This is a genomic window from Modestobacter sp. KNN46-3 (assembly GCF_011039295.1).
Genome location: NZ_JAAKGN010000148.1, coordinates 1 through 11,943, shown reverse-complemented (window position 1 = coordinate 11,943; position 11,943 = coordinate 1). Strand labels below are relative to the sequence as shown.

General features: G+C 74.1%; 11 protein-coding genes. 2 read left to right on the top strand and 9 right to left on the bottom strand.

All coding sequences use genetic code 11. The features are described from left to right. The coding region (locus G5C62_RS21885; RefSeq protein WP_206330780.1) for a hypothetical protein at positions 1-220 on the top strand (220 nt) is incomplete at its 5' end. 307 nt (positions 221-527) lie between these two features. Here G5C62_RS21885 and G5C62_RS21880 read toward each other — a convergent pair. Genes G5C62_RS21880 through G5C62_RS21870 form a run of 3 tightly spaced genes read right to left on the bottom strand, consistent with a single transcriptional unit; the run spans position 528 to position 2,223 of the window. After that, positions 528-1,004 (bottom strand): heme-degrading domain-containing protein, encoded by a 477-nt coding sequence (locus G5C62_RS21880; RefSeq protein WP_036332377.1) that lies wholly within the window; start codon positions 1,002-1,004, stop codon positions 528-530. Between the two features lie 2 nt (positions 1,005-1,006). After that, positions 1,007-1,858 carry a pyridoxal kinase PdxY gene (gene pdxY / locus G5C62_RS21875; RefSeq protein ID WP_197058288.1) on the bottom strand — a complete coding sequence of 284 codons (852 nt, stop codon included), beginning with the start codon at positions 1,856-1,858 and terminating at the stop codon, positions 1,007-1,009. Between the two features lie 35 nt (positions 1,859-1,893). Continuing rightward, positions 1,894-2,223 (bottom strand): putative quinol monooxygenase, encoded by a 330-nt coding sequence (locus tag G5C62_RS21870; RefSeq protein WP_164702665.1) that lies wholly within the window; start codon positions 2,221-2,223, stop codon positions 1,894-1,896. 181 nt (positions 2,224-2,404) lie between these two features. Between G5C62_RS21870 and G5C62_RS21865 the strand changes: the two genes are divergently transcribed. After that, positions 2,405-5,149, top strand: a complete 2,745-nt coding sequence (locus tag G5C62_RS21865; protein ID WP_081975071.1) for an endo-1,4-beta-xylanase — start codon at positions 2,405-2,407, stop codon at positions 5,147-5,149. Positions 5,150-5,219: 70 nt separating this feature from the next. On the opposite strand, the gene G5C62_RS21860 is transcribed toward G5C62_RS21865, so the two are convergent. From G5C62_RS21860 to G5C62_RS21835, 6 genes are all read right to left on the bottom strand, one after another. Beyond that, positions 5,220-6,191 carry a carbohydrate kinase gene (locus G5C62_RS21860; RefSeq protein WP_241176058.1) on the bottom strand — a complete coding sequence of 324 codons (972 nt, stop codon included), beginning with the start codon at positions 6,189-6,191 and terminating at the stop codon, positions 5,220-5,222. 111 nt (positions 6,192-6,302) lie between these two features. Then, the gene (locus G5C62_RS21855) at positions 6,303-7,385 is read right to left on the bottom strand and encodes a Gfo/Idh/MocA family protein (RefSeq protein ID WP_036332381.1); all 1,083 of its coding nucleotides are present in this window, start codon (positions 7,383-7,385) and stop codon (positions 6,303-6,305) included. A 9-nt stretch (positions 7,386-7,394) separates the two neighbouring features. Further along, positions 7,395-9,026 carry an FAD-dependent monooxygenase gene (locus G5C62_RS21850; RefSeq protein WP_164702663.1) on the bottom strand — a complete coding sequence of 544 codons (1,632 nt, stop codon included), beginning with the start codon at positions 9,024-9,026 and terminating at the stop codon, positions 7,395-7,397. A 162-nt stretch (positions 9,027-9,188) separates the two neighbouring features. Beyond that, positions 9,189-10,436 carry a DUF3500 domain-containing protein gene (locus tag G5C62_RS21845; protein WP_164702662.1) on the bottom strand — a complete coding sequence of 416 codons (1,248 nt, stop codon included), beginning with the start codon at positions 10,434-10,436 and terminating at the stop codon, positions 9,189-9,191. Continuing rightward, positions 10,426-11,277, bottom strand: coding sequence for a fumarylacetoacetate hydrolase family protein (locus G5C62_RS21840; protein WP_164702661.1), 852 nt, complete (start codon positions 11,275-11,277; stop codon positions 10,426-10,428). Before G5C62_RS21840 ends, G5C62_RS21845 begins: the two co-directional genes overlap by 11 nt. Continuing rightward, positions 11,274-11,943: alpha/beta hydrolase (locus G5C62_RS21835; protein WP_164702660.1), on the bottom strand; the 670-nt coding region annotated here is incomplete at its 5' end. The genes G5C62_RS21840 and G5C62_RS21835, both read right to left, overlap by 4 nt.

Here is an 11,943-nt window from a genome sequence, read left to right as displayed (position 1 = left end):
CGTGCCCGAGCCGGAGCTGGTCACCTTCCGGCCGTCGGCCCACCCGGGCGCACGGCTGCCGCACACCTGGCTGCCGGACGGGCGTTCGCTGTACGACCTGCTCGGCGCGGAGTTCACCCTGCTGCGGTCATGGCGAGGGCCTGACTCCGCCGACGGCGCGGCGAGGCTGCCCCGGGAGGGGATCGCCGTCCCGGACGGTTGTCCAGGACCGGCGAGGTGACCGTGACCCCGACGCTACGCCGCGCTCGGTCCTGCCGCGTCGGACTCTCCGAGGGCACCCCGGCGGAACTGCGCCTCGCCGGCGCCGGAGAGGCGTAGCGTCCGGCCCCTGGAGCCGACCGGTTCCCGATGAGGGAGTGGTCATGGTCGACAAGAACGCGTCCAAGAAGTCCGGCTCGAGCATCAAGGAGAAGCGGGCGGCCAAGAAGGCGTCCGCGGAGACCAGCTCCGGCATGGAGAAGCTCACGCACGGCAAGAACTGACCCCGCGCCCGGTTCCCCAGCGGGGGGACCGGGTGGTCAGCTGGGTCAGGCCGACTGCCGGGTGACCAGCTCGCGCAGCGCGGCGACGACCATCGCGTGGTCCTCCACCTGCGGCAGCCCGGAGACCACCACCACGCCCACCGGGCCCACGTCGCGCACCAGCAGCGGGAAGCCCCCGCCGTGGGCCACGTACTGCTGCGGGTCCAGCCCGAACTGCTCCTCGAACGTCGTCCCGGCCTCGCGGGAGCGCTGGCCGACGTAGAGCGAGCTGTGCCCGAACCGGTGCACGGTGGCGGCCTTGCGGGCGATCCAGGCGTCGTTGTCCGGGGTCGCGCCGGTCATCGCCGCGTGGAAGAGCTGGTGGGAGTGCCGCGAGATCTCGATCGCCACCGGCAGCCGGCCGTCCTGGGCTCGGGCCACCAGCGCGGCGCCCAGTGCCCACGCGTCGTCGTTGGTGAAGCTGCGCAACTGCAGCTCCTCCTCCTGCGCGGCGAGCTCGGCCAGGGGTGGGAAGTCGCTCATGGTCAGACCTCGGTGACGTCGAAGGTGCGGGTGGGGGTGACGTACTCGTCCTGGGCGGCGACCAGCAGGATCTCCCGGGAGCCGGCCTCCGCGGTCATCCGCAGCAGGCCGAACACCGACGCGGCAGCCCGGGCCAGCGCCTCGCCGGCCGAGCGGGTGTCCAGCCAGTGCGCCAGGAAGAGCGCCGCGATCGCGTCGCCGGCGCCGTTGACCGACAGGTCCAGGCGCGGGGTGCGCACCCGGAAGTGCCGGCCGCCCTCCGACGCCAGCAGGTCGACGGCGTCGTCCGGGGTGTCCTCGGCGACCAGCGAGGTGGTCAGCACCACGCGCGGGCCGAGGGCCTGGACGGCGGAGACGGCGTCCTTCACCGACGCCAACGACCGGGTCTCGGACTGGGAGAGCAGGTCCAGCTCGTAGTGGTTCGGGGTGACGATGTCGGCGGCCGGGACAGCGACTTCCCGCATGAACTCGGGGATGCCGGGCCGGACGAACACCCCGCGCCCGACGTCGCCGATCACCGGGTCACAGCACCAGACGGCCGCCGGGTTGGCCGCCCGCACCTTGGCCACCGAGCCGAGCACGGCGTGCCCGATGTCGGCCGACCCCAGGTAACCCGAGAGGACGGCGTCGCAGCTGCCGAGCACGCCGCGGTCCTCGATGCCCTGCACGACCTCGTCGACGGCCTGGCCGTCGAACACCCGGCCGGTCCACGCGCCGTAGCCGGTGTGGTTGGAGAACTGGACGGTGTGCACCGGCCAGACCTCGACGCCCAGCCGCTGCAGCGGGAACACCGCCGAGGCGTTGCCGGCGTGCCCGTAGGCGACGTGGGACTGGATCGACAGGACGTTCACCATGCGCCAGAAGATCGCACACCGGCCGCCCGGGCGGGTCAGCCGCGGGGCTGGACCTCGCCCATCGGGCCCCAGCCGGCCAGGTCGGGGGAGTCGACGTACATGATCGACGGCGTCGCCGACACCCAGTCGGGCATCTCCGAGATCGCCTTCCGGAAGTGGTCGGAGGCGGTGTGCACCGCTCCGGCCTCGGCGTCGCGGAAGCCCTCCACGAGCACCCAGGTGTGCGGCTCGCCGACGCTGCGGGACCACTCGAAGAAGACGTTGCCGGGTTCCGCGCGGACCGCCTCGGTGAACTCCCGGACCAGCTCGGGCCAGCGCTCGTCGAACTCCGGACGGACCGGCCACTTCACCACGATGAGGATCACCGGCTCAGCGTAGGTCGCCCTCGCCCGCCGCATCGACCGGCGGCGTCCCACGCGATGGGACGCCGTTGACCGTTGCTGATGTGGTGGGGTTCACTCTCTCGGACCAGTACCGGTAATTATCGAAACTGGTCAGGTCACGCAGCAGCGCTGCTCGCGCACCGACCCGAGGAGAACGGGACACATGGGACGACGACGTCTGGGAGCCGGGGCAGCGATGCTCGGCATGGTCGCCACGGCGGGGGTGGTCGCGGCGCCCGCAGCCGGGGCCGCGCCGACGACCGTGCACACGGCCGACTTCGAGCAGGACACCGGCGGCTGGTACGGCCGCGGCGGTGCGCAGGTCGCCCCGAGCACCGTCGCCGCCCGCAGCGGCGCGCAGAGCCTGGCGGTCACCGGCCGCACGCAGGCCTGGGAGGGGCCGGGGCTGGACGCCAGCGCCCTGCTGCCGGCGGGCACCTGGGAGGTCGAGGCCTGGGTGCGGCTCGCCGACACCACGGCCGAGCCGGAGACCGACCTCGTGACGATGAGCGCGGCGCGCACGCCCACCGGGGGCACGACGACCTACGACACCGTGGCCTGGCAGGTCGCCGTCTCCGACAGCGCCTGGACCAAGGTCAGCGGCACCTACGAGTTCGGCACCAGCAACAGCGGCCTCGAGCTCTACCTGGAGAGCCCCGACGCGACCCAGGCCTTCTTCGTCGACGACGTGACGATCACCGGCGAGGCCGCCGGGCCGGTCGAGCCGGGCACCCGGGCCGACCTGGCCACCGACTTCGAGGACGGGCTCGGCGGCTGGGTCCCCCGCGGCGCGGCGCAGCTGGCCGCCACGACCACCGACGCCCACGGCGGCAGCACCAGCCTGCTGACCACCGGCCGGACGCAGGGTTGGCACGGCCCGGCCGTCGACGTCACCGCCGGCCTGGCGCTGGGGGAGACCGTCCAGGTCTCGGTGTGGGCGAAGCTCGCCCCGGGTCAGGCACCGGCCTCCCTCAACGTCTCGATCCAGCGCGACCGGGGGACGACGACCAACTACGACAACGTCGCCGGCGCCAGCGCGGTCGTCACCGCCGACGAGTGGACCGAACTGCGTGGCACCTACACCCTCGGCGCGGCCGTCGACCGGGCCCAGCTTTACGTCGAGGGCGACGCCGGGGTCAGCTTCCTGATCGACGACTTCGCCCTGGCCGGCTTCGCCGAGACGCCGATCCAGGACGTCCCCGGGCTCGCCGACGTGCTCGGCGAGGACGGCTTCGAGCACGTCGGCGTGGCGGTCGACCAGCGGGAGACCGTGGGTCGGCCCGCCCAGCTGGTGCAGCGGCACTTCGACGCGATCACCCCGGAGAACGACGGCAAGCCGGCCGAGATCCAGCCGGTCGAGGGCACCTTCACCTTCGGTGACCTGGACGCGCTGCTCGACTTCGCCGACGCCACCGGCACCGACGTCTACGGGCACGTGCTGGTCTGGCACAGCCAGACCCCGGACTGGTTCTTCCGCGACGGCGACCGCCCGCTGACCGACAGCCCGGCCGACCAGGCCCTGCTGCGCGCCCGGATGGAGGCGCACATCAAGGCGATCGCCGACCACGTCGACGCCCGGTACCCGGACGGCGACAGCCCGATCTGGGCCATGGACGTCGTCAACGAGGTCATCGCCGACGGCGACACCGCCAACCCGCACGACATGCGGGACAGCCGCTGGTTCCAGGTCCTCGGTGAGGGCTTCGTCGACGAGGCGTTCCGGCTGGCCGACCGGTACTTCCCGGACACCGCGCTGTTCATCAACGACTACAACACCGAGATGCCGACCAAGCGGGTCGACTACCTGGACCTGGTCTCCGCCCTGGTCGAGCGCGGTGTGCCGATCGACGGGGTGGGCCACCAGGCGCACGTCGACTTCGCCCGCCCGGTCGAGTGGCTGGACGACTCGCTGACCGCCGTGGAGGAGCTCAGCGCCCGCACCGGGACGCCGCTGCTGCAGGCGATCACCGAGCTGGACGTCAGCGACTCCAAGGAGAACAACGGCGCTGACGTCAGCAACGGCACCGTGCCGCAGCACTCGCCGGCGATGGCCGACCAGGACGCCGCCGAGACCGAGCTCGGGTACTACTACCGGGACCTGTTCGACATGCTGCGGGGCCACTCGGAGTCCATCGAGTCGGTCACCTTCTGGGGGATCAGCAACGGCCGCAGCTGGCTGCGCACCTGGCCGGCGGCCCGGCCGTGGGAGTCGCCGCTGCCCTTCGACGACGACCTGCAGGTCATGCCCGCCTACTGGGGCATCGTCGACCCGACGCAGCTCGCGCCGCGTCCGGCCGACCAGCTCCCGCCCCGGATCGCCGGCACCGACGACGTGGCCGCCGACTCCACCAGCCCCGCCGGCGCCCGGGTGCAGTACCCGCTGCCGGAGGCCGGGGACACCCGGGACGGCGCCGTGACGGTCAGCTGCACTCCGCCGTCCGGGGCGCTCTTCCCGATCGGCGCGACCGAGGTGAGCTGCACGGCCACCGACCGTGCGGGCAACACGTCGAACCCGAGCACCTTCGACGTGGTCGTGACCCCGCCGACGACGGAGACCGAGCTGTACCAGCAGATCAACAACGGGCCGGTCGTGCGGGCGAACGCCAAGCAGACCGTCCAGCTGGTCGTGCAGTTCGGCAACCGGGGCGCAGGCGTGCTGCTGGGCAGCTCGTTCGAGTACTCCTGCACCCAGACGGCAGGCCCGGCGCTGGCGCTGGACCTGGCGCCCGGGTCGGCCCGGCAGGTCGGCAACCGGGACTACCCGGCCGGCCAGAACGGCACCTTCACCCTGCGGGCTCGCCCCACGCAGGTCGGGCAGGCGACCTTCGACTGCACGATGTCGATGACCGACAGCCGGGGGGCCCCGGTGAGCAGCACGACGACGGTCACGATCGACGTCCGACGTTGACCACCGGCTGACCGCACGCGCAGAGCCCCCGCTCACCATCCGGTGAGCGGGGGCTCTGTGCGTCCCGGGCTCAGCGGCGTGCGGCCGCCAGCTCGGCGAGGGTCGGCGGGTCGGCCCCGGGGCGGGTGCAGGCGAGGGCGGCGACCAGCGCCGCGTCGTCCAGCAGGGCGGTCAGCTCGGGCTCGGGCAGGTCGCGCAGCTGGGCGGAGGTGAGCACGCCGGTGCGGGCCAACCCGGCGAACAGCCCGGCCGCCAGGCTGTCGCCGGCGCCCACGGTGTCGACCACGGTCACCGACGGGGGCTGCACCCGCAGCACCGCGCCGCCGGGGCGGGCCGCCCGCAGCGCCTCACCGCCGTCGGTGACGACCACCAGGGCAGGGCCTTCGGCGGCCCACCGGGCGGCGGCCTCGTCCAGGTCCGCCGCGGGCTCCAGCCACGCCAGGTCCTCGGCGCTCACCTTCACCACGTCGGCGACGCGGCGCAGCTCGGTCACCTGGGTGCGCACCGCCTCGTCGTCGTCGATGAGGGTGGGGCGCACGTTCGGGTCGAAGCTGACCAGCGCGGTGCCCTCGGCGCGCACCCGGCGCACCAGGTCGGCGATGGCCAGCGAGCCCGGCCGGGTCCAGCTGGAGATGGACCCGATGTGCACGATCCGGGTGTCGGCGGGCCAGGCCGCCGTCAGCTCCGCGGCCGTCCACTGCCAGTCGGCGGCACCCACGGTGTGGAAGGAGTAGCTCGCCGACCCCTGCTCGGCCAGCTCGACCACGGCGAGGCTGACCGGTTCGGGGGCGGTGAGCATCGCGTCGGTGGCCACGCCGTTGCCGGCCGCGTGCTCGCGAAGCAGCGCACCGAACGGGCCGGGGCCGACCCGGGACATCAGGTGCGTCGTCGCGCCGAGCCGGGCGGCCGCCACCGCGACGTTGAGCGCATTGCCGCCGGGGAAGGCGGTGTACTGCGGCGGTGCGCCCGGAGTCGGGTCCCCGGAGGGGATCTCCCCGGAGGGGATCAGGTCGATGACGAGCTCGCCGCAGACGGTGATCACCGCCACACCGTAGCGGCGGCCCCGGACCGGTCTCCGGGCGTCCTCGCCTGATCGGGTGTGTGCGGAGCTCGAACCGCCGGCCGTGGTCGACGTGGCCTCGGTCGTGCCGGCTCAGCGGTCGTTCGGGTAGACCACCCCGAGCTGCTCGCGGGCCCCGTCGAGCAGCCGCATGGTGGCCAGCGAGTGCTCCAGCGGCATCACCGGGCTCTCGGTCAGGCCCTGCTGGAGACAGCGGGTGACCTCCCGCAGCTCGTGCACGTAGCCCGAGCCGATCAGCGGGAACTCCTCGGTGCGGACGGCGGCGTCGCCGACCTGCACGTCCAGCCGGGTGGGCCGGTAGACCGAGTCCGCGCCGTCGGTGCGGATCCAGCCGTCGCTGCCGCAGATCAGTGCGGTGTGCGGTGAGCGGGCCAGCAGGGACGTCGTCAGCTGGGCCTGGGCGCCGGAGTCCCAGCCGAGGGTGAGGGCGTTCTGCGCGTCGACCCCCTCGGGGGTGCGCGCGCCGGTGGCCCGCACCGAGTCGGGCAGCCCGAGGGTGCCCCAGGCCCACAGCAGCGGGTAGACGGCGAGGTCGAGCAGTGCGCCGCCGCCGTCGGCCAGGGCCCAGATCCGGGCCGTGAGGTCCAGCGGCGCGGGGAAGCCCACCTCCGCGGCGACCCAGTGCACCGTGCCGATCTCGCCGGACGCGGCGATCTGCAGCGCGCGCTGGTACGCCGGCAGGAACCGGGTCCAGACCGCCTCCATCAGGAACAGCCCCCGCTCCCGGGCCAGGTCGACGAGCTCCTGGGCCTCCCGGGCGTTGATCGTGACCGGTTTCTCGCAGAGCACCGACTTGCCGGCGGTGAGCGCCGCGCGGACCACGGCGGCGTGCTGGGCGTGCGGGGTGGCGACGTAGACCACCTCGACGGCCGGGTCGGCCAGCAGGGCGTCCAGCCCCGACCGCGCCTCGTCGTCGGCGTACCAGGAGGCGAAGCCGAGCTGCTCGGCGAAGGCCCGGGCCCGCTCGGCGTGCCGGGAGCTGACCGCCTGCAGGACGGCGTCGGGGAGCAGCGCCAGGTCGGCGGTGACGGTGGCGGCGATCGCGCCCGTGGCCACCACGCCCCACCCGACCGGCCGCCCGGTCGGGGCCAGCGGGTCGGCGCCGAGGAGCTCCGGCCGGGCGATGAACGGCGAGGTGGGAGGCGCGAGGGTCATGCGGTCACGCTAGGGGAGGAGCAGATCGGCCATCTCCCCGGCGCCCACGACCCGGGCGAGCAGCGCCTCGGCGTCCACCGGCTGCGCGCCGCACCAGGCGACGTGCTGGTCCGGGCGCACCAGCAGCAGGTCGGCTCCGTAGCGCTCCCGCAGCCCGGGAACGTGCTCGAGGTCCACCACGCGGAACGGCACGTTGCGCCGCGCGGCGGCGGCGGCCAGCCCCTCGGTGGCCGCCGCGCGGTCCAGCCGCAGCAGGGTGAACTCCGCGCCGAGCAGGTCGTACAGCGAACGCCCGTCCGGCAGCCAGGTGTGCGGCAGCCGTGCGCCCGGGTGGGCCGACGGCCGGAAGGTGACCAGCTCCGGCTCGGGCACGGGCAGGCCGTCGGGGACGACGACCGGCGAACCGGGGTAGTCGTAGCCGAGCACCAGCCCGAGGCTGTGGAACTCCGGGTCCTTGACCTGCAGCGCCCGGGCGACCGCGGCGCGCAGGGCGACGCCGTCGGCGGACTCGTCGTCCAGGTCGCCGGTGGCGAAGGACGGCGCGAGGAAGGCCTCCTGCGCCCCGGCCGCGGCGATGGTCCGCTCGGCCACCGGCCGCCGCTCGGCCTGGTAGCTGTCCAGCAGGCACTCCGGTGCCCAGCCGCGCAGCACCGCGGCGAGCTTCCAGCCCAGGTTCACCGCATCGCCCACGCAGGTGTTGAAGCCGTGCCCGCCCCACGGGGGGTTCAGGTGGGCGGCGTCCCCGACCAGGAACACCCGCTCGCCCCGGTAGCGGTCGACCAGCAGCATCCGGGCCGACCAGGGGTCGGTGGCCAGCACCTCCACGTCGACCTCCGCGCCGACCAGCGCCTGCACCAGCCGGACCGGGTCCACCTGCTCGGTCTCCGCGTCGACGCCCTGGACGATCGCCCACCAGGTGCCGTCGAGGTCCAGCCGGCCCATCAGGCCACCGCGCTCCGCGCCGATCACCCAGTAGTGGACGCCGACCGCGCACAGCTCCCGCTGCTCCAGCTGCGGGGAGCGGAAGGCGATGCTCACGTTCGGCAGGGTCCCCGAGGAGCCGGCGTACCGGGCACCGATCGCCCGCCGGGTGACCCCGCTGCTGCCGTCGCAGCCCAGCAACCAGTCGGCGGTGACCTGGTGCCGCTCGCCGTCCGCGCGCTGCAGGACGGCCGAGGCCCCGGTGGGGCCGTCGGTGACCTCGACGACGCGCCAGCCGATGAGGACGGTGACCGACGGCAGCTCGCCGACGGCGTCGCGCAGCAGCTGCTCGACCAGCGGCTGCGGGGCCTGCTGGCCCGGCTCGGCGAACTCGTCCCGGCGCTCCGTGGTGAGCCCGAACGCCTCGGGGAACCGGGTGATCTCGTGCCCGAACAGGCCGGTGCAGAAGACGACGTCCTGCGCGTGGTCCACCGGCAGCGGGGCCAGCGCGCGCAGCCGGTCGGCCAGGCCCCAGCGGCGCAGGTGTTCCATCGTGCGCACGCTGGTGGTCTTGGCGCGCGGGCGGAGCGGGTCGAGGGTGGTGCGCGGTTCGACGACGAGCACCTCGATGCCGCGCCGGCCGAGCTCCAGCGCGGCAGCCAGGCCACTGGGCCCCCCGCCGGCGATCAACACCGGGACGCGGGCTGGCACGGCGGTCATGGGGATCTCCTGTCGTGGGCTGCGGTGCCCGGAGGCTGAGCGGTGCAGGCGGGTACGGCGTCCGGCCAGGTCAGCGGCGCGGGACGCACGTCCAGCATCGTGGCGGCCGTCACGTCGCCGTAGCCCGATGTCATTGAGCGGCAGAGCGAGACGGAACCGTCTTCAGGACCCGTGCGCGGCCTGCCACTGCCGGATCCAGGCCCGGCCGTAGTCGTTGCCGTGCGGGGTGCGCAGCACGGTGTGCACGTGGAAGGGCTGCGGGGTGGAGTAGTCCAGGAAGACGCCGCAGTGGTGGTCCAGCTCGGCGATCAGCACCGGGGACTGCACCCGGTAGTAGAAGACGTCGCCGGGCTCGGAGCCCCCGATCCAGCTGAACCAGGTCTCGTCCAGGTGCGCGGTCACCTCCCGCATCCGGGCGCGGCGGGGGCCCTCGGGCAGCAGGTCGACGAAGTGCTCGACGACCGCCAGGACCAGGCGCTGCGCGTCGGGTGGCATCTCCGTGACCGGGATGCCCTCGACCGGGATCACCCGGTTGTCCTGGAAGGCGCCGGCGAGGTGCCGCTCGTCGCCGGGGTGCACCCGGCCCGGCGGCATGGCCGGGTCGACCAGCTGCGCGTAGACGGTGGCGGCCTCCCGTTGCTCCGGCGGCAGGGCGGCCATCACCGCCAGCCCGGCGGCGATCCGCTCGGTGAAGGACTCGGTGCCGGCGTGCGGGCCCGCGTCGATCTCGTTGGGCTCGGCGCCGAGGAACACCGGGGACAGCTGCATCCGGCCCTCGACGACCAGGCAGTTGAGGGCGCAGTGGTGACCGAACAGCTGCCAGCCCCAGGGACTGCGCAGGTCGGGGATTCCGTAGACGGCGACGTTGTAGCTGAACTCGTTGAGCACGTTCGCCAGGCCCACGACCTCGCCGAGGAAGCCGTTGATCAGCATCATCGCGTGGGCCAGCTCGAAGCCCTCGGGGGACAGGGAGGCGCGGACCAGCGCCAGGGCCTTCTCCCGCACCTCCGGCGGCTGGAACTCCAGCCGCAGGCCGGTGTCGAACTGCATGAACTCCGGGTTGGCCCAGGTCTGCCACTCGGGTGCGTCCACCGGGAAGGCGATCCGCTCCCGGCCGTCGTCGTCCAGGGCGGCGAGCAGATCCTGCGCCGCGGCCACCATGGCCGCGACCGGCGCCTCCTCGCCCGGCTCGGCCGGGGTGAGCGGGTACAGGCCCTCGCGGAGGGTGCCGTCGGAGGTGACCCCGCGGAACTCCTCCAGGTACAGCGGCGTCCAGCCCTCGACCAGCCCGCCGGTGAAGGTGCCCGGGGTCCGCGCGTGCTCCCGGTAGGCGTAGGGGTCCAGGCCGCGGACCTCGGCCAGCCGGGGGTGGTCGTGCGGGAAGAGGTACTGCCGGAACTCACCGGCCACGGCGCACCTCGTTGCCCACGACCGTGTTGGTCAGCACGCCGAGCTTCTCGATCTCGACCTCGACGACGTCCCCGGGCTGCAGCAGCCACGGTGGCGTCCGGGCATAGCCGACACCGGACGGGGTGCCGGTGGCGAGCAGGTCGCCGGGCCGCAGGGTGAACGTCCGGGAGATCAGGGAGAGGGTGTCGCCGACGGTGTAGACCATCTCGTCGGTGCGCCCGTCCTGGACGGTCTCGCCGTTGACCCGGGTCTGCACCCGCAGCCCGTCGCGCAGGTCGCCGACCTCGGAGGCATCGACCAGCGGCCCCAGCGGGCCGGACCGGTCGCCGTTCTTGCCGAGGATCCACTGGCTGGTGAGCTTCTGCGCCCGCCGGGAGGTCAGGTCGTTGAAGGTCGAGTAGCCGACGACGGCGGCCAGCGCCTCCTCGGGGGTCGCGTCGACCAGCGTGCTGCCGACGTAGGCCATCACCTCGCCCTCCCAGTCCAGCCCGTCCTCGTCCGCCGGCACCGGCACCTCCGCGCCGTCCACGGTCAGCGACTGGGTCCAGCGGGCGAACAGCGTCGGGTACGGGGGGACCTCCTGGTCGCGGAAGCTGCCCTCCGCGACGTGCTTGAGGTAGTTCAGCCCGATGCAGATGACCCTGGCGCCGGGCAGCACCGGCGGCACGAACTCGACGTCGGTGGCGGCCACCGTCTCCCCGCGGGGTCCGCGGGACAGGTGCCCGGCGGTGTCGGCCCAGAAGTCGTCCAGCCCGGCGACCACGGTGACCGCGGTGCCGTCGTCGGACAGAGCGGCCACCTGCACCCCACTGCCGTCCCGGCGGATGCCGACGATCCTCATGCCCGGTCTCCTTCGTCGATCAGGTGGCGCCGCAGGAAGGTGATCGTGCGGTCGAGTGCGTCGGTGGCGGCGTCGGGCGCCCCCAGCCACATGTGGTCGGCGCCGTCGTAGGTGTGCAGTTCCACGTCCGTCCCCGCGGCGGTCAGGGCGTCGTGCAGCCGCTGGCTCTGTGCGGTCGCGACGAACCGGTCGGCCCGGCCGTGCAGCAGCAGGACCGGCGGCGCGGCGGGGGAGACGTGCGTGATCGGGCTGGCCTGCGCGGCCAGATCGGCGGCCGCGGACACCGGGGCGCCGATCAGCTGCGCCTCCCGGCTGGCCGGGTCCGCCGGGTCGTTGCCGATGTCGGTCGCCACCGCCGCGACGTCGCTCGGGGCGTACCAGGCGGCCACGGCGGAGACCGCGGACGACGGACCGGTGACCCCGATCTCGCCCTCGAGGGCGGGGTCGGTCACCAGCCCGAGCAGCTCGGCCAGGTGGCCGCCGGCCGACTCACCCCACGACGCGATCCGGTCGGCGTCCACCCCCAGCTCGGCGGCTCGGGCGCGCAGCCACCGGACGGCGGCCTTCGCGTCGTGCAGCTGCGCCGGCCACACCGCCTCGCCGGAGAGCCGGTAGTCGAGGCTGGCCACCGCGATGCCGGCGGCGGCCACCTGCTCGAACGGCGTG

Excerpts from the sequence above, each read along its gene's own strand:
- G5C62_RS21880 (WP_036332377.1), bottom strand. The coding sequence starts at position 1,004 with ATGAGCGACTTCCCACCCCTGGCCGAGCTCGCCGCGCAGGAGGAGGAG.
- pdxY (WP_197058288.1), bottom strand. The coding sequence starts at position 1,858 with ATGGTGAACGTCCTGTCGATCCAGTCCCACGTCGCCTACGGGCACGCC.
- G5C62_RS21865 (WP_081975071.1), top strand. The coding sequence starts at position 2,405 with ATGGGACGACGACGTCTGGGAGCCGGGGCAGCGATGCTCGGCATGGTC.
- G5C62_RS21855 (WP_036332381.1), bottom strand. The coding sequence starts at position 7,385 with ATGACCCTCGCGCCTCCCACCTCGCCGTTCATCGCCCGGCCGGAGCTC.
- G5C62_RS21850 (WP_164702663.1), bottom strand. The coding sequence starts at position 9,026 with ATGACCGCCGTGCCAGCCCGCGTCCCGGTGTTGATCGCCGGCGGGGGG.
- G5C62_RS21840 (WP_164702661.1), bottom strand. The coding sequence starts at position 11,277 with ATGAGGATCGTCGGCATCCGCCGGGACGGCAGTGGGGTGCAGGTGGCC.